A 19,858-nucleotide genomic window follows, 5' to 3' on the forward strand; every position below is an offset into this window, starting at 1 on the left:
TGATGGAGATCGCGCTGGAGGCCGAGCAGCTCGGCAAACGGTACGGGAGAACCTGGGCGCTGCGGGACTGCTCGCTGCGCCTGCCCGCCGGGCGGATCGCCGCCCTCGTCGGCCCCAACGGTGCTGGTAAGAGCACCCTGCTGCACCTCGCGGTCGGCCTGCTGAGGCCGGACGCCGGCTCGGTGCGGATCTTCGGCGAAGCGCCGTACGCCAACCCGTCGGTGCTGCCCGAGATCGGCTTCGTCGCCCAGGACACCCCGCTCTACCGGGACTTCACCGCGGCCGAACTGGTGGAGGTGGGCCGCCGGATGAACAAGCGCTGGGACGGGGCTCTCGCCCGCAACCGGCTGGCCCAGCTCGGCATCCCGCCGAAGCTGCCCGTCGGCAAGTTGTCCGGCGGCCAGCGGGCGCAGGTCGCGCTGGCGCTCGCACTCGCGAAGCGACCCCGGCTGCTGCTTCTCGACGAACCGGTCGCCAGCCTCGATCCACTGGCGCGCCGGGAGTTCCTGCAGTCGCTGATGGGCAGCGTCGCCGACTCCGAGACGACCGTGCTGCTCTCCTCGCACCTGCTGGCCGACCTGGAGCGGGTCTGCGACTACCTGGTCGTGCTGCAGGCCGCCCGGGTGCACCTGGTGGGCGCGGTCGACGACCTGATCGCCGGACACCGCCAGCTGGTCGGGCCCCGGCACGGCGGCGAACCGATCGAGGGGGTCGACGCCGTGGTTCGGGCGAGTCACACGGCCCGGCAGTCGACGCTGCTGGTCCGTACGACCGGCGAGGTCCTTGCTCCGGAGTGGACGGTGCACGACGTGACGCTGGAGGACCTCGTACTGGCGCACCTCGCCGAGGGCGAGACGACCACGAGCCACGCGGCCTGGGAGGTGCCGGCATGATCTGGCTGGCCTGGCGGCAGCACCGCAAGCAGCTGCTCTTCACCCTCCTCGGGTTCGCCGCGCTCGCGGCCCTGATGATCCCGATCGGCCTGTCGATGCGGCACAGCTTCACCGAGCTCGGGCTGCCGGACTGCGTCAGTCAGCTGGCGCGTCCGGGGGTCGACCAGGCCACCGCGGATGGCTGTGAGTCGGGGTTCCGCCGATTCACCAACCAGTACCAGAGTTTGAACCTGGTGGCGGTCCTGCTCGTCGTCCTGCCGGTGCTCGTCGGTCTGTTCTGGGGCGCCCCGCTGGTCGCCCGGGAGGTGGAGCACGGCACGCACCGGTTCGCCTGGACGCAGGGCGTCGGCCGGACGCGGTGGGCCCTGGTGAAGTTCGGTCTGGCCGTCGTGGTCACGGTGACCCTGGCCATCGGCTACGGACTGGGCATGGCCTGGTGGGTCAGCCCGCTGACCCAGGCCGCGCATGAGGGCCGCCTCGGCTTCATCGTCTTCGACCTGCAAGGCATCGCCCCGATCGGCTACACCCTCTTCGCGGTGGCGCTCGGCATCTTCGCCGGCACCCTGTGGCGCCGGATGCTGCCCGCCATGGGTGTCACCCTGGCCGCGTTCATCGGGGTTCGGGCGGCGGTGGCGATCCTGGCCAGACCGCACTACCAGCCCGCCCTCACCCGCACCTTCCCGATCGAGGGGGCCGAACCGCTGCAGGAGTCCCGGGGGAACTGGGTCCTCGCCAACGGTGTGCGCGACGCCGACGGGAAGATGGTGGCGGCCGACACCCGGATCATGTGCCCGCCGGGTGGCCAGGGACCGGACGGCCGCCGCTGCGGGGCTGACATCGGCGCCGGACCCGGCTCCTACAACTGGGAGCTCTACCAGCCGGCCGACCGGTTCTGGCTGTTCCAGTGGATCGAGACCGGCATCTTCGTCGCCCTCGCCGCCCTCCTGCTCTACCTCGCCGTACGCCGGCTCCGCCGGATCGCCTGAGCGGCCCGGCCGGGTGGAACGCCCCGGGGCAGCCGCCCCGGCGTTCCACCCGGCGCCGGACCGGGCGCGGTCAGCGCAGCAGCTCCACCACGTTGCGGCGGACCAGGTTCTTGCCCGGCTCCCGGATCAGGTCCATGGCCGCGGCGTTGAGCAGCACGCAACTTCCCGACGGCCCGGTGACGGTCACGGTCGCCGCCCTGCCGTTGTCCAGGTTCGTCACCCGCAGCCGGGTGCCCACCGGGAACTGCCCGCTCGTGGCGGCCGGCGCCCCGCCCTCGGCGGAGAAGGTGATCGCCCCGCCGCAGACGCTGGCGGGCGCGCCGCCGGGCCGGGCGTTGCCCGGCCGGGCCTCACCGATCGGAGCCGCGCCGCCCGGCCCGGCCGCGCCGGCCGCCGGCGCGCCGCCGTCGAGGCGTTCCACCAGGTTGCGGCGGATGACGTTCTTGCCCGGCTCGCGGACCAGGTCCATGGCCGCCGCGTTGAGCAGCACGCAGCTGCCCGACGGGCCGGTCACCGTGACGGTCGCGACCTTGCGGTTGTCCAGGTTGGTCACCCGCAGCCGGGTGCCCACCGGGAAGCGGTCGCTGGTGGCCGCCGGCGCCCCGCCCTCCGCCGAGAAGGTCACCGACCCCGCACAGGCCGACTGCCCGGCCGGGGTGGTCTCCGCGAACCCCATCCCCGTGCCCACCGCGACGACCGCCGAGGCGGCCAGTGCCACGGTCGCCGCCAGCACGTGCTTGCGCTGCACCCTCACGTTGTCTCTCCCGTCGTCCGGTGGTCTCGTTCGACGCCTGGTACGGACGGGAGGGCCGGACCGTTCAGTCGGGGCGGCCGATCACAGCGGACCGTAACGGGTGTGTGGCGCTCCGGTGAGCAGCGCCCAGTAGCGGTCGCCGTAGGACCAGTGCCACCACTCGGTGGGGTAGTTCACCAGCCCCGCACCGCTGAGCGCGGCCACCAGGACCTGCCGGTTGCGCCACGCGCTCACCGGGATGTGCCGGGCCGCCGTGAAGCAGGCGTCGGCGCTCTCCTCGGGGGTGGCGTCGAGGGCCGTGCCCATGTCCAGCTCGATCCCGTCGGCGTCGCACAGGGTGAGGTCGACCGCCCCACCGGTGCTGTGCGGCGCCACCTCGACCGGCGAGACGAACTTGGTGGTCTCCCGGTGCAGCCGGTCCGCCGGCCAGTCCGGGTAGCGCCGGCGCAGCTCGTCCCGGTAGCCGGTGAAGATGTCGAGCTGCGCCCGGTACGGCCGGTACCCCTCGACGACCAGGAGGCGCAGGCCGGCCGGCAGCGCGCGCTGCGCGGCCAGCAACCGGTCCGCGACCCCGCGCCGCACCCGGGCGTACGCCCCGGCGGGGTCGGCGGCCCGGGTGTCCAGCCGCAGCTCCGGCAGTTCCCGCAGGTCGACCAGCGGTTCGCCGTCGTCCCGGCTGGACACGGCGGCGACCCGGGGATCGGAGAGCAGGATCATGCCGCACCGCCCCGGGGGTGTGCACCCGCCGGCCGGGCCTCGTGCCGGGTGAAGGCGAGCGCGACCAGCCGGTCCACCACCTCGGGGTAGTCGACGCCGGACTCGGCCCACACCTTCGGGTACATCGAGTGCGTCGTGAAGCCGGGCAGGGTGTTCAGCTCGTTGACGAACAGGTCCCCGGTCGTCTCGTCGTAGAGGAAGTCGACCCGGGCCAGGCCCCAGCCGCCGATCGCCGTGAACGCCTGCACGGACAGCTCCCGGATCCGCTCGGTGACCTCGTCGGGCAGCGGCGCCGGGACGGTCATGGGGTCGGCGTCGCCGAAGTACTTCTGCCGGTAGTCGAACCAGCCGCCCTCGACCCGGACCTCGCCGACCGCCGACGCCTCCGGGTGCCAGCCGCCGAGCACGCCGCACTCCAGCTCCCGGCCGGTCACGCCCTGCTCGACCAGCACCACGTGGTCGTGCCGGAGCGCCTCCTCGACCGCCGCCGTCAGGTCGTCGCCCTCGGCCACCCGGGAGATCCCGATGGAGGAACCCATCCGGGCGGGCTTGACGAACAGCGGTCGGCGCAGACCGACGACCAGCTTCTCCGGGTCCTCCGCGGCCCGCCAGGTCGGCGCATCGAACCAGACGTGCGGGGTGGTCGGCACCCCCTCGGCCCGCAGCGCCCGCTTCATCGCCACCTTGTCCATCCCGACGGCGGAGGCGAGGATCCCACACCCGACGTACGGCACCCCGAGCGATTCGAGCAGCCCCTGCACCACCCCGTCCTCGCCGTACGGGCCGTGCAGCACCGGGAAGACGACGTCCAGCTCGGCGTCCACCGCGCCGGGCGCGTCGGCCGCGGTGACCGCCACCGTTCCGGCGCGCGCCCCGGCCCGCAGTTCCACAGCCGGGCCCGTCACCGGCAGCCGGTCGTCGATGGCCAGGCCGGCGCCCACGCTGGCGCAGCGCTCGGCGAGCACCGGCTCGGGCACCAGCCGCAGACCGCCGGCGCGGGTGATCCCGAGCGCGACCACCTGGTGACCTCGCTCGACAAGTGCCCGGGTCACGCCGAGCGCCGAGGCGCAGGAGACCTCGTGCTCCGCCGACGGGCCACCGAACAGGACACCGATCCGAATCGCAGCGCTCACGCCGCCACCCCTTCCATCCGAGCGAGGCCGGCGACGGGTGCGCCCGCCAGCCGGGCCACCAGTTCCGCCTCGACATTGCCGCCGGTCAGCACCACGCCGACCGTCCGGTACCGCCCGCCCTCGGGGCCGCCCGCGAGCCGCAGCGCGCCGGCGAGCCCGGCCGCCCCGGACGGCTCGACGAGCACCTTCAGCTCCAGCAGGAGCAGCCGGAACGCGTCGGCGATCGCGTCGTCGTCGACCCGGACGACGCCCCGGACGGCGTCCCGCGCCACCGCGAACGGCAGGTCACCCACGCAGCTCGGGCGGAGCCCGTCGGCGATGGTGGGGGCCGGCACGACCGGGGTGGGCCGGCCGGCGGCGAGGCTCCGGGCCAGCGAGTCGCAGCCGACCGGCTCGACGCCGTACACCTCGATCGGGGTGCCGGAGGCGGCCAGGCAGGCTCCCGCGACGCCGCCGCCACCGCCCACCGGCACGACGAGCGCGTCCAGCGGAGTGCCGGCGCGCTCCGCCTCCTCGATCAGCTCCAGGCTGGCGCTGCCCTGGCCGGCCACCACGTCCGGGTGGTCGTACGCGTCGACCAGCGGGTGACCGTCGGCGTCGGCGACCTGCCGGGCGACGGCCAGCCGCTCCTCGACGGTGGTGCCGGCGAGGACGACGCGCGCCCCGGCCGCCCGGGCCCGGGCCACCTTGACCGGCGCCGCGTCGACGGGCAGCACCACGGTCGCGGCCAGCCCGTGCCGGCGGGCGGCGAGGGCCACCGCCACGGCGTGGTTGCCGGTGCTCTGCGCGACCACGCCGGTGTGGCCGTTCGCGGCGAGCCGGCCGACCGCCAGCATCGCGCCGCGCATCTTGTAGGAGCCTCCGGTCTGGAGGTTCTCCGCCTTGAGCAGGACCCGGGCGCCGGCCAGCCGGTCGATCGCCGGGCAGTTCAGCACGGGGGTGCGCACCACCCGGCCGGACAGCCACCAGGCGGCCTCCTCGACGCGGGCCCGGTCCGGCAGGGCCGGAGCGTGGCTGGTGGACATGGTCTCTCCTTCTCGGTTGTGGTCGGTGCCGGCGCGGCGCGGCAGGTCGAACAGCCAGTGCGCGCCGGCCGCGGTGAGTCCGCGGTGGACGGCCAGGCTGAGCGCCAGCACCACGGCGGTGAGCAGGACCGGGTAGCCGGCCATGAGCAGCGCCCGCCCCGGTCGGTTCAGCTCGGCGACCGGGCCGGCGAGGAGCCGGTGCAGCAGCGCGAGCACCGGCATGTGGATCACGTAGATCGGCAGCGTGCGGCGGCCGAGCCGGGCGAGCGCCCCGCCGACCACCCGGAGCCGGGCCGTGCGGGCCGCGGCCGTGACGCCGAACGCCACGGCGACGACCGACACCAGCAGCCGGACACCGGGCCAGCCCTCGGCCCCGGCCAGCGCCATGGCGGCCAGGGCCACGGCGTACGCCGTCCCGGTGCCGACCAGGCGGCGGGTGCTCGCGCCGGCCGCCCAGCGCTGGAGGTACGGCCGCAGGTGCACGCCGGCGAGGAAGAACACCAGGTTCTGGTAGACCTGCCCCCGGTTGCCCGGGCTGTCGAGCAGGCCGGTCGCCGCCACCGCGGAGAGCGCGCCCGAGGCCGCGAGCAGCACCGCCGGGTGGACCCGGCGCAGCGCCTTGGCCAGCGTGAAGTAGAGCGCGAGCGCGTACAGGTACCAGAGGTTCGAGGGCGTGACGGTGAGCTGGGCCAGCAGGCCACCGGGGCTGGTTGCCCGGTCGGTCGGGAAGTCCGGCACGAGCGCCAGCAGGGCGGTGTGGATGAGCAGCCAGGTCGCGTAGAGGTGGAGGTTCCGGGCGATCCGGGGGCGGGCGGCGATCCGCCACGGCCGGGCGACGGCGTTCGCCGCGAAGATCCCGGAGAGGGTGAAGAAGAGCGGCATCCGCAGCGGGAGCAGTTGCTCGCCGAGCAGCCCCCAGGCACCCGGCACGGGCAGGTCGATCCGCCAGTCGATCAGCAGGTAGTGCTTGACGATGACGTGCCAGAGCACCACGAGGATGATGCAGGCGCCCTTGGCCACGTCGGCCCAGACCGCCCGGTCGGCCGGTGTCGCGGCCTGCTCGGTACGGGTCGGCACGGCGGTCTCCTCTCCCGGCGTCGCACGCCGTCGGTCGTTTTCGGGCAGGGGGCATCGCGGGATGCCGCGAGGGCGGTTCCCGGAGGCCGGAAGGGGTGGGTCAGCGCACCGCGGGTAGCTGGACGTCGACCCGCAGGCCGCCGTCCTCACCGGGCCGGGCGGCGATGATGCCGTCGTGTGCCTGGGTGATCGAGCGGGCGATGGCCAGGCCGAGCCCGGCGCCGCCGCCCTGGTTGGTCCGGTCCCGGGCCAGGCGCCGGAAGGGTTCGAAGAGGCCGGCGACCGCCTCGCCCGGCACGGTCTGGCCGGTGTTGAGGACGGTCAGCGCCGGGTCACCGTCGACGGCGACGGTGAGCCGGCCGCCGGGCCGGTTGTACTTGATGCCGTTCTCCACGAGGTTGCCGACCAGGCGCTCCAGCAGCACCCGCTCGCCCGGCACGACCCGGGGCGCCAGCCGGCTCTCCACCGTCACCCCGGCCTCGGCCGCCCGGTCCGCGTACGCGGCCAGCACGGTGGTGACGATCTCGTCGAGGCGCTGCGGGGTGGAGGAGCGCAGCCCCTGGTCGCTCTCGCTGAGCGCGAGCAGGCCCTCGATGAGCCGCTCGTTGCGCTCGTTGGTGGCCAGCAGCTGGGCCGTGAGCAGGTCGAGCTGCTCGGCGGTGAGCGACTGGGCCATGCCGACCTCGATGAGGGTCCGCTGCACCGCGAGCGGCGTGCGCAGCTCGTGCGAGGCGTTCGCGGCGAACCGCCGCTGCCCCTCGTAGCCGGCCGTGACCCGGTCCATCATGTCGTCGATGGCGCGGGCCAGCCGGGCCAGCTCGTCCCGGCCGCCGCGGCGGATCCGGTGGCCCAGGTTCTGCGGCCCGAGGTCGGCGATCGGGTCGGCGAGGTCGCGCACCGGGCGCAGGCACCAGCGGGCCGCGCCCCAGACCGCGAACACCCCGGCCAGCAGGACCAGCAGCTCGATCAGCCCGGGAAGCACCGGGACGAGCGGGCGGGCGGGCTCGCACACCGCGCCGATCGTCTGCAGGTCGCAGAATGCCTGCGCCCGCCACCACAGCTGGCCGAGCAGCTGCTTGCCGAGGCCGGGCAGCCAGTAACCGCCGAGCAGGGCGAGTGCCCCGACCAGCAGGACGCGACGGCGGGGGCTCACGCCGGCTCGCCGATCCGGTAACCGGCCTTCGGCACGGTCTGGATGACCGAGGGCTGGCCGAGCTTCTTGCGCAGCGTCATCACGGTGACCCGGACCGCGTTGGTGAACGGGTCGGCGAACTCGTCCCAGGCCTGTTCGAGCAGCTCCTCGGCGCTGACCACGCCGCCGCCGGCCCGCATGAGCACGTGCAGGACGGCGAACTCCTTGGGGCTCAGGCCGAGCGGCCGCCCGTCCCGGGTGACCGTGTGCCGGGCCACGTCGAGCACCACCCCGTGCCGCTCCAGCACCGGCGGCACCGCCGGGGCGGACCGCCGGCCCAGCGCCTGCACCCGGGCCACCAGCTCGGCGAAGGCGAACGGCTTGGTCAGGTAGTCGTCGGCGCCCAGCCCGAGGCCCGCCACCCGGTCGCGGATGCCGGCGGCGGCGGTGAGCAGCAGCACCCGGGTGCCGGCCGCGGAGCCGGCGAGGCTGCGGCACACCTCGTCGCCGGTGGCGCCGGGCATGTCCCGGTCGAGCACGGCCACGTCGTACCGGTTGACCCCGATCCGCTCCAGCGCGCCGTCGCCGTCGTAGCAGACGTCGACCGCCATCGAGAACCGGCGCAGCCCCTCGGCGACCGTGTCCGCCAGCAACCGCTCGTCGTCCGCCACCAACACCCGCACCGCTGTCCGCTCCCCCGTGCTCCGGTCATCCGTCCCGCATACGGTCCCAGGCAGGAGATAAGGGTTCCGTAAGCGCCGCCGGAGCAATCCTCCACGTCGGCGGCCGGGCACCGGCGCCCGTCGTGCCGTCTGGGGCGTTCGTCCCGACCGGGAGGGCCACGGGTGACCGGGGAGTGACCCGGATCACCGTGGCCGGGTGATCCCGAGGGTGCTCTGCGCGGGAAGCAGGCCGGTGGCCACGACCGCCTGGGTGACCGGGGCGACGAGTTGGGCGAACCGGCCGACCGCCGGCCCGAGCGCCCGCCAGGGCGCGGCGGCCAGCTCGTCGGTCCGCCGCTCCACCTCGTCGCGGAGCCGGCGGCCGGCCTCGGTGGCCACCCCGTCGCCGTCGACCAGGCCCCGGGCGGCCAGCCGGTCCCGGGCGGCCGCCCACTCCTCGGCCGCCCACCGGCGGCTGGCGAAGACCTCCACCGGGGCGGCGCCGACCGCGGCGAAGGAGACCAGCGACTCGGCCGGGTCCAGCCCGGCGGTCCGCAGCGCCGCGATGTGACCGTCGCCCCGGTGCTCGCGCAGGATCGTGACCGCCTGCCAGAGCGCCAGGTGCGGCGCATCCGGCCAGGGCAGGTCGGCGTTGGCGGCGGCCAGCGGACGGCCGCCCAGGTCGGCGGCGCGCACCGCGCGGCGGGCCAGGGTGGCGGCCTCGGCCAGCTCGGCCGACTCGACCCGGTCGCCGAGCAGGGCGCGCAGCGCCCGGTCCACGCCGGACAGCCGGGCGGCGAGCACCTTCGCGGGGTCGGCGGTGACCCAGACTGCCGGCACGTACTCGGCGACCATCCGGGGGCTGAAGCTGTAGTAGGTGGCGGCGACCAGGTTCGGGCCGGCCGCCCCGAGCGGGGCGCTGCGCAGTGCGAAGTAGCCGGGCCAGCGCTCGTCGGTGGCCAGGCCGAGGCCGGCGGCCTCCTCGGTCAGCTCGGGCGCGTAGTAGACCAGCGCGTGCACGGGCTCGATGAGCTGCCACATCCTGCGGACCATCGCGAGTTCCATCCCGACCTCCCCGGATCGCATCTTGTCGTCGTCAAGTTTGGGAGCCGGCCCGGAACTTGTCAATGACAAGTTCGGCGACGGCTTGGCGATCGGCGGTGAGCTGGGTCACCATGGGCGCGAGGAGGTCGCCGATGGCTGACCCGTGGCTCGCCCTGGAATTCGGCGCCGATCCGGCCGAGCGGATCGCTCAGGTCGGCGCCGCCCACGAAGCGTTCCTCACCGCCGGCACCACCACGGGCCGGGTCCGCGACGTGGTCCGCCGGTCGTGGGAGCGGTCCGCGCTGCTCGACCCGGAGGCCACCGCCCCGGTCGACCTCACCGACGACGCGCTGGCGAGCTACCGCGCCGCCCACCCCCTGCACCGCGTGCTGCCCCTCTTCCGCGACCTGCTCGGCGGCATCGCCCTGGACGGCGCGCACCTCATGGCGGTCTGCGACGCGGACGGACGGCTGCTCTGGGTGGAGGGCCACCCCGGCGTGCTCCGGCACGCCGAGCGGATGAACTTCGTGCCCGGCGCGCGCTGGGACGAGGCCCACGCCGGCACGAACGCGCCCGGCACCGCCCTGGCCGTCGACCACAGTGTCCAGATCTTCGCCACCGAGCACTTCGTCCGGCCGGTGCAGCGCTGGACCTGCGCCGCCGCCCCGATCCACGACCCGACCACCGGCCGGCTGCTCGGCGCCATCGACATCACCGGCGGAGACCACCTGGCCACCCCGCAGAGCCTGGCCCTGGTCCGGGCCACCGCCCGGGCCGCCGAGGCGTTCCTGGCCGGCGCCGCCCCCGCCGAACCCGACGTGCTGCACGTTGCCGCCCTGGGCCGAGACGAGGCGGAGCTGCGCGTGGCCGGCCGGCGGATCCGGCTCGGCCGCCGGCACAGCGAGCTGCTGGTGCTGCTCCTCGACCACCCCGAGGGGCGCACCGGGGAACAGCTCGGCCTCGACCTCTACGGCGACGACCGGCTGCACCCCGTCACCCTGCGCGCCGAACTGTCCCGGCTGCGCCGGGCCCTCGGCGACGAGCTGCTCGACTCCCGCCCGTACCGGCTGCGGCCGGCCGTGCGCGCCGACTTCCGTACCGTCACCGAACTGCTCGAAGGTGGCGACGCGGCGGGGGCGCTGCGGGCGTACGCCGGGCCCCTGCTGCCCGGGTCGGACGCGCCGGGAGTGACGCGACTGCGCCGGCTGGTCGACGGCCAGCTCCGCGCGGCCGTGCTGGCCGCCGCGGACCCGGCGCTGCTCACGGCCTGGACCGCGACGCCCACCGGCGCCGACGACCTCGCGGCCTGGCAGGCCCTGGCGCGGGCGTTGCCGCCGGGTGCGCCGCGCCGGCCGCTCGCCCTGGCCCGGGCCCGCCAGCTCGCTGAGGAGTACGACCTGCCGCGCGCAACGTTGCTGCAACGTCGCGGAAACTAACGTCCCCGCCGTCCACCCCTGACGGACGGCGGAGGTACCCATGACGCGCTACGACGCCCCCACCCACTGGCAGTCCCGCTACGACCACTTCATCGGCGGCGAGTACGTGAAGCCGCACGGCGGCCGGTACTTCGAGAACCCCACTCCGGTGACCGGGCAGACCTTCTGCGAGGTGGCCCGGGGCACCGCCGAGGACGTGGAGAAGGCCCTCGACGCCGCGCACGGCGCCGCCGACGCCTGGGGCCGCACCTCGGTCGCCGAACGGTCGCTGATCCTCAACCGGATCGCCGACCGCATGGAGGAGAACCTGGAATCCCTCGCCATCGCCGAGACCTGGGAGAACGGCAAGCCGGTACGCGAGACCCTGGCCGCCGACATCCCGCTGGCCATCGACCACTTCCGCTACTTCGCGGGGGCGGTCCGGGCCCAGGAGGGCTCGCTCGGCGAGATCGACGACGACACGGTGGCGTACCACTTCCACGAGCCGCTCGGCGTGGTCGGGCAGATCATTCCGTGGAACTTCCCGATCCTCATGGCGGTCTGGAAGCTCGCCCCGGCGCTCGCCGCCGGCAACGCCGTGGTGCTCAAGCCGGCCGAGCAGACCCCGGCCTCGATCCACTACCTGCTCTCGCTGGTCGCCGACCTGCTCCCGCCCGGCGTGGTCAACGTGGTCAACGGCTTCGGCGTCGAGGCGGGCAAGCCGCTGGCCTCCTCGCCCCGGGTGGCGAAGGTGGCGTTCACCGGCGAGACCACCACCGGGCGGCTGATCATGCAGTACGCCAGCGAGAACATCAAACCCGTCACCCTGGAGCTGGGCGGCAAGAGCCCGAACATCTTCTTCGACGACGTCAGCGCCGCTTCTGACGACTTCCGGGACAAGGCCCTCGAAGGCTTCACCATGTTCGCGCTCAACCAGGGCGAGGTCTGCACCTGCCCGTCGCGGGCGCTGATCCAGCAGGGCCACTACTCGGACTTCCTGGCCGCGGCGGTCGACCGGACGCAGCAGGTCATTCAGGGCCACCCGCTGGACACCGACACGATGATCGGGGCGCAGGCGTCCAACGACCAGCTGGAGAAGATCCTGTCCTACCTGGACATCGGCCGGCAGGAGGGCGCCAAGGTGCTGACCGGCGGCTCACGCGCGGACCTCGGCGGCGAGTTGTCCGGCGGCTACTACGTCGAGCCGACGATCTTCGAGGGCGACAACTCGATGCGGATCTTCCAGGAGGAGATCTTCGGTCCGGTGGTCTCGGTGGCCTCCTTCGCCGACCTGGACGACGCCGTGAAGATCGCCAACGACACCCTCTACGGGCTGGGCGCCGGCGTCTGGACCCGGGACATCAACACCGCGTACCGGGCCGGGCGGGCGATCCAGGCCGGCCGGGTCTGGACCAACTGCTACCACGCCTACCCGGCGCACGCCGCGTTCGGCGGGTACAAGCAGTCCGGCATCGGCCGGGAGAACCACAAGATGATGCTGGAGCACTACCAGCAGACCAAGAACCTGCTGGTCAGCTACTCCCCCAAGAAGCTGGGCTTCTTCTGATGGGCGACCCCGTCACCCTGACGCCCGCGGCGGCCGGTCTCATCCGGTCGCTGCGGGCGGCCCACGGGCCGATCATGTTCCACCAGTCCGGTGGCTGCTGCGACGGCAGCGCCCCGATGTGCTACCCGGCCGGTGAGTTCCGCACCGGCGGCTCCGACGTGCTGCTCGCCTCGCTGGAGGTCGACGGCGTGCCCGAGCCGGTCGAGTTCTGGATGTCCACCGCCCAGTGGGAGCTGTGGAAACACACCCGGCTCACGGTCGACGTGGTGCCCGGCCGGGGCAGCGGCTTCTCCCTGGAGGCCCCGGAGGGCGTCCGCTTCCTCATCCGCTCCCACCTGGCCCGCTGACTGTCCGAGATCTTTCAGCTCGCCGGCGCCGCGCCGGTGGGATGCTGACGCCGGTCCACATCGGAGCAGCCCGCACCACCGCCAGACAGGAGCCCGCGCATGCGCCCGGTCCGACAGTCCCTGCTCGCCGGCGGCCTCGCCACGCTCGCCACCGCCGTCACGCTCGGCCTCGCGCCCGGCGCCGCCGTCGCCGCGCCGGCCCCGAGGATCTCCGTCAACTGGTTCGGCACGGCCGACGTTCCCGCGCACACCGCCACGGTCGGCGGCCGGTACGCCTGCGGCGCCGAGCGGGGCCTGGCCTACATCGAGGTCCACCTCGACCAGCGGGTCCGCCGGGGTTCGATCACCGGCTTCGGGTTCGGCGTGATCGGGGCGTGCACCGACGACCGGACCGGAGGCACCTGGACGGCGAACATCCCCGCCGACCGGGGCGCCTTCCGCGGCGGGCCCGCCACCGCCATCGCCCGTCTCGTCGTCGAGCCCAACTCGCTCACCGAGACCACCGAACCACTCCGCCTCGTCCGACACTGCGCCCGACACTGACGATCAGCGGGCGTCGAGGAGGGGTTGTCGCGGGTTCCAGGGGTCGCCGCCGGCGGCGTCGCGGCGGCGGCGGGCGATGGCCGACAGGGCCTCCAGCACCACCCGGTTGCCGAGGTACGCGGTGATGTCGGCGTGGTCGTAGGGCGGGGCGACCTCGACCACGCCGACCACCGGCAGCTCGTAGCAGACCCGGCGGACGGCGTCGAGGAGCTGCCGGGAGGTGAACCCGCCCGGCTCGGGGGTGCCGGTGCCGGGGGCCATGCCCGGGTCGACCACGTCCACGTCGACGGAGAGGAAGACGCCCTCGCACTCGTCGGTGGCGATCGCGAACGCCTCCGACAGACAGGAATCCAGCCCGCGCGCCACCACCTCGGTCATCTCGTACGAGCGCATCCGCTGCTCGGCCATCCAGGACAGGGTCTCCGGTCCCGGCCAGTAGCCGCGCAGGCCGATCTGGAGGAAGCGGTCGCCGCGTACCGCGCCGGACTCGATGAGCCGGCGCATCGGCTGGCCGTGCCCGTGCAACGAGCCGAACTCGATGTCCCCGGTGTCGGCGTGCGCGTCGAAGTGCACCAGGGACACCCGGCCGAGCCCGTGGTGCCGGGCCACCCCGGTGGCGTCCGGCAGCGCGATCGAGTGGTCGCCGCCGAGCACGATGGGGATCGCCCCGGCGGCGGCGACCGCGTGCACGGCGGTCTCCAGCGCGGCCAGGGAGCGCTCGATGTCGCCGGAGAACATCTCGACGTCGCCCGCGTCGTAGACGCACAGGTCCTGCAACGCGTCCACGCGCAGGGCCAGGGAGGGCCGGGAGCCGTCGTGCGGCAGGTAGCAGGCCTGCCGGATGGCGGACGGCCCGAACCGCGTGCCCGGCCGGTGCGAGGTGCCGCCGTCGAAGGGCGCGCCGACGATCACCACGTCGGCATCGGCGTACGTCACCGGCTCCTCGAGGGTGCACGGCGGCACGCCGAGGAACGTCACGTCGGGGCCGAACATCGGGCCGTAGCGGGTCACCGCTCCTCCATTCCCCAGGGCGAGCCGTAGCCGGTGAGCAGGTCGAGGAAGGGTACCGGGGGCAGCGCCTCGGGGCCGAGCACGCCGGTGCCGGACCAGGCGCCGGTGGCCAGCAGCTCCAGGGCCACGACGGGGTTCACGGCGGTCTGCCAGACCACCGCCTGGTGGCCGTACTCGGCCATCGACCACTCGTTGTCGACCACGTGGTAGAGGTAGACCCGCCGTGGCCGGCCGTCGACACCGGTCCCGGTCACGTACGTGCCCGCGCAGGTTTTGCCGCGCATCCGGTCTCCGAGCGTGGCCGGGTCGGGCAGGCAGGCGGCCACGACGTCGCGGGGAGAAACCGAAGCGCCGCGCACCCGCACCGGGCGGGTCGAGTCCAGGCCGAGCTTGTGCAGGGTCTTCAGCACCTCGATGAACTCGTCGCCGAGGCCGTACTTGAAGGTGACCCGCTTGGCCTTGACCCAACGCGGGATGAGCAGCACCTCCTCGTGCTCCACGTTGACGCACTCGACCGGGCCGATCCCCTCGGGGAACTCGAACACCTCGGGCTCGGAGAACGGCGGGGTGGTGAACCAGCCCCGGTCGGCCTCCCACACGACCGGCGGGTTGAGGCACTCCTCGATGGTGGTCCAGATGGAGAACGAGGGGGCGAAGTCGTAGCCGTCGACGGTGAGGTTGGCGCCGTCGCGTACCCCGATCTCGTCGATCTCGGTGAACAGCTCGTCGGCGGCGTAGCGGGCGAAGACGTCGGAGAGGCCCGGTTCGACGCCGATGCCGCAGAGCGCCAGCCGGCCGGCCTCCGTCCAGGCGGCGGCCGCCGCGAACTGCTCGTCACCGAGCTTCACGCCGGTCTCGGCGTGCGGCGCGTCCGGGTGCGGCCGGGACAGCGACATCGCCATGTCCAGGTAGTCGGCGCCGGCGGCGAACGCGCCGTCGAAGATCGGCATGACGAAGCGCGGGTCGACCGCGTTCAGCACGTGGGTGATCCGGTGTTCCCAGCAGAGCGCGGCGACCGCCTCGGCGGAGGAGGCGTCGACGGTCGCGGCGACGAACCGGTCGCCGTGGCCGGCCACCGCCCGCGCGGAGCGGGCGGGGTCGTGGTCGGCGACCACCATGGTCTCGAAGAAGGAGCGGCGGGCGGCGATGGATACGGCGGCGGAGCCGACGCCACCGGCGCCGACGAGGAGGATACGCATCAGGAGTCGAACCCCAGTCCAAGACGATCGAGAGTACGGAGCCAGAGGTTGCGCCGCCCCTCCCGCGCGTCGGCGCGGGCGAGCGACCAGCGGGTGAGGTGGATGCCGGTGGCCCGGATCGGCTCCGGCGGGAACGGCAGCGGCTTGCGGCGGACCAGGTCGAGCCGGGTCAGCGGGGTCTCCTCCCCGCCGAGCAGGTCGAGCATCACCCGGGCGCCGAACCGGGTCGCCCCGACGCCGAGCCCGGTGTACCCGGCCGCGTACGCCAGCCGCCCCTCGTAGGCGGTGCCGAAGAACGCGCAGAACCGGGTGCAGGTGTCGATGACGCCGCCCCAGCGGTGGCTGAACCGCAGCCCGTCCAGCTGCGGGAAGGTGGTGAAGAAGTGCGACGCCAGGGCCGTGAAGGTGGCCTCGCGCTGCTCCAGCTCGGGGGCCATCCGGTTGCCGTAGTGGTAGACCGCGTCGTACCCGCCGAACAGGATCCGGCCGTCGGCGGTGATCCGGTAGTAGTGGAACTGGTTGCCGGTGTCCGCCAGCCCCTGCCGGTTGCGCCAACCGATGGCGTCCCGCTGGGCGGGCGTCAGCGGCTCGGTCATCAGCGCGTAGTCGTAGACCGGCACCAGCCAGGCGCGCAGCCGGCGCAGCAGCGGCGGGAACGCGTTGGTGGCCAGCACCACCTGCCGGGCCCGCACGGCGCCGGGTGCGGCGTCCGGGCCGCCGGCCGTGGCCGCGCGCAGCGCGCCGCCCTCGCGGGCCAGCCCGGTGACCCGGGTGTGCTCGTGGATGCGGACGCCCAGGTCGAGGGCGGCGCGGCGCAGACCCCAGGCCAGCTTCGCCGGGTCGAGCAGCGCCACCCGGTCCCGGTCCCACATCCCGCCCAGGTACGTCGGCGAGGCCACCTCGGCACGCACCTCGTCCCGGTCCAGCAGCCGCACGTCGTGGCCGTACCGGCGGGCCAGCTCGGCGTCCTCCGCGAGGCCGGCGAGCTGGTACGGCTCGACAGCCACCGCCAGCTCCCCGGTGCGTTCGAGGTCGCAGTCGATGCCGTGCTTCGCCACGGTGGTGGCGATGGCGTCCAGGTTCTCCCGGCCGAGCCGTTCCAGCTCGGCGATCTCGCCGGGCCACCGCTCGGCACCGTTGGCGAGGCCGTGGGTGAGCGAGGCGGCGCAGAACCCGCCGTTGCGCCCGGACGCCGCCCAGCCGCAGGTGCCCGCGTCGACCAGGAGCACGTCCCGGCCGGGATCGGCCTCCTTGGCGAGCAACGCCGTCCACAGCCCGGAGTATCCGCCGCCCACCACCAGCAGGTCGGCGTCGTGCGTGCCGGCCAGCGGCGGCAGCGGGTCAGGGCGTTCCGGCCGGTCGAGCCAGTACGGGACGGGCGCGGCGTCGGCCAGCGCCCGGCCGGTATGCGGGAGGTTCATGACGCGCTCTTGGGCGCTCCGACGGCGGCGACAGGCGCCGCGAGGGCAGCCCGCCGGGCCCTGCGGCCCCGCAGCGTGGTGGCCCCGACCAGCAGCAGCGCGATCGCGAACATCGCCGTGCCGATGACGTTGACCTGCGGCGGGATGCCCCGCTGGGCGGCGCCCCAGACGTACATGGGGAAGGTGACCGTGGTGCCGGCGTTGAAGTTCGTGATGATGAAGTCGTCGAAGCTCAGCGAGAAGGCCAGCAGCGCGGCGGCCACGATGCCGGGCAGCACCAGCGGCAGGGTGATCCGCCGGAAGGTCTGCCACTCGCTGGCGTAGAGGTCCATGGCGGCCTCCTCCAGCCGCCGGTCCATTCCGGCGAGCCGGGCCTTCACGGTCACCACCACGAACGACACGCAGAACATCACGTGCGCGATGACGATGGTCCAGAAGCCCTGCGGGATGCCGAAGCCGAAGGTGGCCCGCAGCTGGCCGTCCGACCAGACGAAGAGGGCGAGCAGCGAGGTGCCCATCACCAGCTCCGGCGTGGCCATCGGCAGGAAGATCAGCCCGTTGATCCCGGAGCGCCCCTTGAAGCTGTGCCGGACCAGGGCGAACGCCATGAGCGTGCCGAGCACCGTGGAGACCAGCGTGGCGATCAGGCCGATCTCCATGCTGCGCACCACGGCGTCGCACATGTCGGAGGTGGCGCAGGGCTGCGTCCAGTTGTCCAGGGTGAACTCGTTGAAGTCGTAGGACAGCCGGCTGGACGGCCGGTTGAAGGACAGCCCGGCGACCACGAGGATCGGCAGCGAGAGGTAGGCCAGGACGAGCAGGGCCACCCCCATCACCCACCGGTCGGCGAGCCAACGCCTGAGTTTCACAGCACCTCCTCCGTGCCGGCCTTGCGCAGGTAGACGAAGACGATCGCCAGGATCGCCGCCATCAGCAGGAACGACAGCGCCGCGCCCTGCGGGTAGTCCAGCCGGACCAGGAACGCCGAGTCGATGACGTTGCCGATCATGTACTCGTTCGGGGTGCCGAGCAGCTCGGCGTTGATGTAGTCGCCGGTGGCCGGGATGAAGAAGAGCAGCGTGCCGGCGATCAGCCCGGGCATCGACAGCGGCAGGGTGACCCGCCGGAAGGCGCGAAGCGGGCTCGCGTACAGGTCGCTCGCCGCCTCCAGCAGCCGGGGGTCGAGCCGCTCCAGGCTCGCGTACAGCGGCAGCACCAGGAACGGCAGGAAGTTGTACGTCAGGCCGAGCACCACCGCGAACGGGGTGGCCAGCAGTCGGCCGTCGGCACCGAGCAGGTGCACGTCCCGCAGCAGGCCGACCAGGGCGCCGTTGTCGGACAGGATGGTCTTCCAGGCCAGGGTGCGGACCAGGAAGCTGGTGAACATCGGCGCGACCACGGCGACCAGCAGCAGGTTCTTCCACCGGCCGGCCTTCTGCGCGATCGCGTACGCCAGCGGGTAGCCCATGAGCAGAGCCAGCAGCAGCGCGATCGCCGAGTAGACGAACGAGCGGGTGAACTGCGGCCAGTACACGCTGAGCGCGTCCCAGTAGTTGCCGACCTCGCCGGTCAGCACGTAGCCGGTGGCCAGGGATCCGCTCGGGTCGTAGAGGCTGGCCATGGCGAGCTGGATCAGCGGCAGCACGAAGAAGACGAGCAGCCAGGCACCGCCGGGCAGCAGGAGCAGGTACGGCAGCAGCCGGCTCCGCCCCCGCCGGGGCCCCGGCGGCGCGGCCGGTTGCCCCGCCGGGGTCGGTACGTGGGCCAGGGCGCTCATGACAGCGCACCCACCGGCGGCTCGTCGAGCACGGGGCTGGTCTGGTCGTCCTCGCCGGCCGCCCGGGGCAGCAGGAAGGCGTGCCGCGGGTCCCAGTGCGCGGTCACCGGGGCGCCGACGGGCAGCCGCCCGCCGTCCCCGCTGTTCGCGGCGAACGCGGACAGCTCGCTGCCCCACGCCGTGCGCACGAGGTACTGGGTGCTCACCCCGACGTACGAGGCGTCGGTGACCACCCCGCCGACGTGCTGGTGGCCGGCGGGCACCTCGTCGGGCCCCGCGGCCAGGTGCAGCTTTTCGGGACGTATCCCGAGGAAGACCGTTCCCTGGTCGGTCCGGGCCCGCCCGGCGGGCACCGAGAAGCGCGCGCCGTGCGCGGTGACCGCCACGTCCTCGCCGCTGCGGCCGGCGGCCTCGCCGGCCAGCAGGTTGGACTGGCCGAGGAAGTTCGCCACGAACGCGGTGGCCGGGTACTCGTAGAGGTCGGCGGGGGCGCCGAGCTGCTCGATCCGGCCGGCGTTCATCACCGCGACGGTGTCGGCCATGGTCATGGCCTCCTCCTGGTCGTGGGTGACGTGCACGAAGGTGATGCCGACCTCGGTCTGGATCCGCTTCAGCTCGATCTGCATCTGCCGGCGCAGCTTGAGGTCGAGCGCGCCGAGCGGCTCGTCCAGCAGCAGCACCTGCGGGTGGTTGATGAGCGCCCGGGCCAGCGCCACGCGCTGCTGCTGGCCGCCGGAGAGCTGGGCCGGCTTGCGCCGGCCGTAGCCTTCGAGCTGCACCAGCGCCAGCATCCGCTCGACCTGGTCGGTCACCTTGCGGATGCCGCGCCGACGCAGCCCGAAGGCCACGTTCTCGTGGATGTCGAGGTGCGGGAAGAGCGCGTAACTCTGGAACACGGTGTTCACCGGCCGCTTGTACGGCCGCAGCCCGGCGATGTCCCGGTCACCCAGGAGCACCTGCCCGCTGGTCGGTTCCTCCAACCCGGCGATCATCCGCAGGGTGGTCGTCTTGCCGCAGCCGGAGGCCCCGAGCAGGGCGAAGAAGGAACCCTGCGGGATGGTGAGGCTGAGGTCGTCCACCGCGGTGAAGACGCCGAACCGCTTGGTCAGGTTGGCCAGCCGCAGATCGCCGGCCGGTGTCTCGTGTCCCATTGTC

19 protein-coding genes are annotated in these 19,858 nt (G+C 73.8%); 6 read left to right on the forward strand and 13 right to left on the reverse strand.

Annotated features, from left to right (window positions below):
* The first annotated feature begins 2 nt into the window (after positions 1-2).
* Both NFX44_RS28005 and NFX44_RS28010 read left to right on the forward strand, forming a co-directional pair.
* A complete protein-coding gene (locus NFX44_RS28005) occupies positions 3-893 on the forward strand; it encodes an ABC transporter ATP-binding protein (RefSeq protein WP_262286594.1) in 891 nt (296 codons plus the stop codon).
* Entirely contained in the window at positions 890-1,879 is a 990-nt protein-coding gene (locus tag NFX44_RS28010; protein WP_262286595.1) for an ABC transporter permease, read from the forward strand. The genes NFX44_RS28005 and NFX44_RS28010 overlap by 4 nt, the downstream gene beginning before the upstream one ends.
* A gap of 70 nt (positions 1,880-1,949) precedes the next feature.
* On the opposite strand, the gene NFX44_RS28015 is transcribed toward NFX44_RS28010, so the two are convergent.
* From NFX44_RS28015 to NFX44_RS28045, 7 genes are all read right to left on the reverse strand, one after another.
* On the reverse strand, positions 1,950-2,633 hold the full coding sequence (locus NFX44_RS28015; protein ID WP_262286596.1) for a septal ring lytic transglycosylase RlpA family protein: 684 nt from the start codon (positions 2,631-2,633) through the stop codon (positions 1,950-1,952).
* An 81-nt stretch (positions 2,634-2,714) separates the two neighbouring features.
* Complete coding sequence (locus NFX44_RS28020; protein WP_262286597.1) at positions 2,715-3,350, reverse strand: M15 family metallopeptidase; 636 nt, start codon at positions 3,348-3,350, stop codon at positions 2,715-2,717.
* The gene (locus tag NFX44_RS28025; RefSeq protein ID WP_262286598.1) at positions 3,347-4,483 is read right to left on the reverse strand and encodes a D-alanine--D-alanine ligase family protein; all 1,137 of its coding nucleotides are present in this window, start codon (positions 4,481-4,483) and stop codon (positions 3,347-3,349) included. The genes NFX44_RS28020 and NFX44_RS28025 overlap by 4 nt, the downstream gene beginning before the upstream one ends.
* On the reverse strand, positions 4,480-6,585 hold the full coding sequence (locus tag NFX44_RS28030) for a pyridoxal-phosphate dependent enzyme (protein WP_262286599.1): 2,106 nt from the start codon (positions 6,583-6,585) through the stop codon (positions 4,480-4,482). The genes NFX44_RS28025 and NFX44_RS28030 overlap by 4 nt, the downstream gene beginning before the upstream one ends.
* Positions 6,586-6,685: 100 nt before the next feature.
* Positions 6,686-7,738: a HAMP domain-containing sensor histidine kinase gene (locus NFX44_RS28035; protein WP_262286600.1), complete on the reverse strand. Its 1,053-nt coding sequence runs from the start codon at positions 7,736-7,738 to the stop codon at positions 6,686-6,688.
* Positions 7,735-8,400: a response regulator transcription factor gene (locus NFX44_RS28040; RefSeq protein ID WP_262286601.1), complete on the reverse strand. Its 666-nt coding sequence runs from the start codon at positions 8,398-8,400 to the stop codon at positions 7,735-7,737. Before NFX44_RS28040 ends, NFX44_RS28035 begins: the two co-directional genes overlap by 4 nt.
* A gap of 183 nt (positions 8,401-8,583) precedes the next feature.
* Positions 8,584-9,444: a hypothetical protein gene (locus NFX44_RS28045; protein WP_262286602.1), complete on the reverse strand. Its 861-nt coding sequence runs from the start codon at positions 9,442-9,444 to the stop codon at positions 8,584-8,586.
* A gap of 131 nt (positions 9,445-9,575) precedes the next feature.
* Between NFX44_RS28045 and NFX44_RS28050 the strand changes: the two genes are divergently transcribed.
* The 4 genes from NFX44_RS28050 to NFX44_RS28065 all read left to right on the forward strand — a co-directional run bounded on the left by NFX44_RS28050 (position 9,576) and on the right by NFX44_RS28065 (position 13,295).
* A complete protein-coding gene (locus tag NFX44_RS28050; protein ID WP_262286603.1) occupies positions 9,576-10,859 on the forward strand; it encodes a GAF domain-containing protein in 1,284 nt (427 codons plus the stop codon).
* Positions 10,860-10,899: 40 nt separating this feature from the next.
* The gene (gene adh / locus NFX44_RS28055) at positions 10,900-12,405 is read left to right on the forward strand and encodes an aldehyde dehydrogenase (protein ID WP_262286604.1); all 1,506 of its coding nucleotides are present in this window, start codon (positions 10,900-10,902) and stop codon (positions 12,403-12,405) included.
* Positions 12,405-12,752, forward strand: coding sequence for a DUF779 domain-containing protein (locus tag NFX44_RS28060; protein ID WP_262286605.1), 348 nt, complete (start codon positions 12,405-12,407; stop codon positions 12,750-12,752). Before adh ends, NFX44_RS28060 begins: the two co-directional genes overlap by 1 nt.
* A 99-nt stretch (positions 12,753-12,851) precedes the next feature.
* Positions 12,852-13,295: a hypothetical protein gene (locus tag NFX44_RS28065; protein WP_262286606.1), complete on the forward strand. Its 444-nt coding sequence runs from the start codon at positions 12,852-12,854 to the stop codon at positions 13,293-13,295.
* A gap of 3 nt (positions 13,296-13,298) precedes the next feature.
* Here the strand turns inward: NFX44_RS28065 and speB are convergent, their stop codons facing one another.
* Genes speB through NFX44_RS28095 form a run of 6 tightly spaced genes read right to left on the reverse strand, consistent with a single transcriptional unit; the run spans position 13,299 to position 19,854 of the window.
* On the reverse strand, positions 13,299-14,306 hold the full coding sequence (speB, locus tag NFX44_RS28070; protein WP_262286607.1) for an agmatinase: 1,008 nt from the start codon (positions 14,304-14,306) through the stop codon (positions 13,299-13,301).
* Positions 14,303-15,505 (reverse strand): saccharopine dehydrogenase family protein, encoded by a 1,203-nt coding sequence (locus NFX44_RS28075; RefSeq protein WP_262286608.1) that lies wholly within the window; start codon positions 15,503-15,505, stop codon positions 14,303-14,305. Before NFX44_RS28075 ends, speB begins: the two co-directional genes overlap by 4 nt.
* Positions 15,505-16,926: an FAD-binding oxidoreductase gene (locus NFX44_RS28080; RefSeq protein WP_262286609.1), complete on the reverse strand. Its 1,422-nt coding sequence runs from the start codon at positions 16,924-16,926 to the stop codon at positions 15,505-15,507. The genes NFX44_RS28075 and NFX44_RS28080 overlap by 1 nt, the downstream gene beginning before the upstream one ends.
* Positions 16,923-17,795 carry an ABC transporter permease gene (locus NFX44_RS28085; protein WP_262286610.1) on the reverse strand — a complete coding sequence of 291 codons (873 nt, stop codon included), beginning with the start codon at positions 17,793-17,795 and terminating at the stop codon, positions 16,923-16,925. Before NFX44_RS28085 ends, NFX44_RS28080 begins: the two co-directional genes overlap by 4 nt.
* Positions 17,792-18,703, reverse strand: coding sequence for an ABC transporter permease (locus NFX44_RS28090; protein WP_262286611.1), 912 nt, complete (start codon positions 18,701-18,703; stop codon positions 17,792-17,794). The genes NFX44_RS28085 and NFX44_RS28090 overlap by 4 nt, the downstream gene beginning before the upstream one ends.
* Positions 18,700-19,854 carry an ABC transporter ATP-binding protein gene (locus NFX44_RS28095; RefSeq protein ID WP_262286612.1) on the reverse strand — a complete coding sequence of 385 codons (1,155 nt, stop codon included), beginning with the start codon at positions 19,852-19,854 and terminating at the stop codon, positions 18,700-18,702. Before NFX44_RS28095 ends, NFX44_RS28090 begins: the two co-directional genes overlap by 4 nt.
* Between the last annotated feature and the right edge of the window lie 4 nt (positions 19,855-19,858).

Origin of the sequence: Micromonospora sp. MA102 (genome assembly GCF_025460765.1) — a bacterium.
In the GTDB taxonomy this organism is placed as follows: domain Bacteria; phylum Actinomycetota; class Actinomycetes; order Mycobacteriales; family Micromonosporaceae; genus Micromonospora; species Micromonospora halotolerans.

Excerpts from the sequence above, each read along its gene's own strand:
- NFX44_RS28090 (WP_262286611.1), bottom strand. The coding sequence starts at position 18,703 with ATGAGCGCCCTGGCCCACGTACCGACCCCGGCGGGGCAACCGGCCGCG.
- NFX44_RS28050 (WP_262286603.1), top strand. The coding sequence starts at position 9,576 with ATGGCTGACCCGTGGCTCGCCCTGGAATTCGGCGCCGATCCGGCCGAG.
- NFX44_RS28060 (WP_262286605.1), top strand. The coding sequence starts at position 12,405 with ATGGGCGACCCCGTCACCCTGACGCCCGCGGCGGCCGGTCTCATCCGG.
- NFX44_RS28045 (WP_262286602.1), bottom strand. The coding sequence starts at position 9,444 with ATGGAACTCGCGATGGTCCGCAGGATGTGGCAGCTCATCGAGCCCGTG.
- NFX44_RS28075 (WP_262286608.1), bottom strand. The coding sequence starts at position 15,505 with ATGCGTATCCTCCTCGTCGGCGCCGGTGGCGTCGGCTCCGCCGCCGTA.
- NFX44_RS28020 (WP_262286597.1), bottom strand. The coding sequence starts at position 3,350 with ATGATCCTGCTCTCCGATCCCCGGGTCGCCGCCGTGTCCAGCCGGGAC.
- NFX44_RS28065 (WP_262286606.1), top strand. The coding sequence starts at position 12,852 with ATGCGCCCGGTCCGACAGTCCCTGCTCGCCGGCGGCCTCGCCACGCTC.
- NFX44_RS28005 (WP_262286594.1), top strand. The coding sequence starts at position 3 with ATGGAGATCGCGCTGGAGGCCGAGCAGCTCGGCAAACGGTACGGGAGA.
- adh (WP_262286604.1), top strand. The coding sequence starts at position 10,900 with ATGACGCGCTACGACGCCCCCACCCACTGGCAGTCCCGCTACGACCAC.
- NFX44_RS28095 (WP_262286612.1), bottom strand. The coding sequence starts at position 19,854 with ATGGGACACGAGACACCGGCCGGCGATCTGCGGCTGGCCAACCTGACC.
- NFX44_RS28010 (WP_262286595.1), top strand. The coding sequence starts at position 890 with ATGATCTGGCTGGCCTGGCGGCAGCACCGCAAGCAGCTGCTCTTCACC.
- NFX44_RS28080 (WP_262286609.1), bottom strand. The coding sequence starts at position 16,926 with ATGAACCTCCCGCATACCGGCCGGGCGCTGGCCGACGCCGCGCCCGTC.